General features: G+C 74.2%; 1 pseudogene. It reads left to right on the top strand.

Annotated features, from left to right (window positions below):
- Nucleotides 1-291, top strand: a pseudogene (locus tag C1877_RS15400) (hypothetical protein); the annotation flags it as partial.
- Nucleotides 292-302 lie beyond the last annotated feature (11 nt).

The raw sequence follows: 302 nt of genomic DNA on the forward strand, positions 1-302 counted from the left end.
CTGTCGTTCCCGGCACCGCTCGTGGGCAGGCGGGGCCGCACCTACGCGCCGCTCTCGCCGAGCGTGCAGGCGTGGCTCGAGTCGGTCCTCGACGAGGCGCACGTGCTGCGCGCGAGCGAGGGCCGCATCGAGGGCGGCGTCCTGCAGGTGGAGCGGGGCCCGCTGCGCGGCTGCGAGGGCCGCGTGCGCAAGATCGACCGCCACAAGCGGATGGCCTACCTCCGCTTCGACGAAGGGGGCGAGGGCGACTGCGTGCTGCAGGCCGCCCTGAACGTCCCGGTGAAGAACTAGCACGACCCCGG

The organism is Gordonibacter pamelaeae (assembly GCF_003340385.1).
GTDB classification, from domain to species: domain Bacteria; phylum Actinomycetota; class Coriobacteriia; order Coriobacteriales; family Eggerthellaceae; genus Gordonibacter; species Gordonibacter pamelaeae.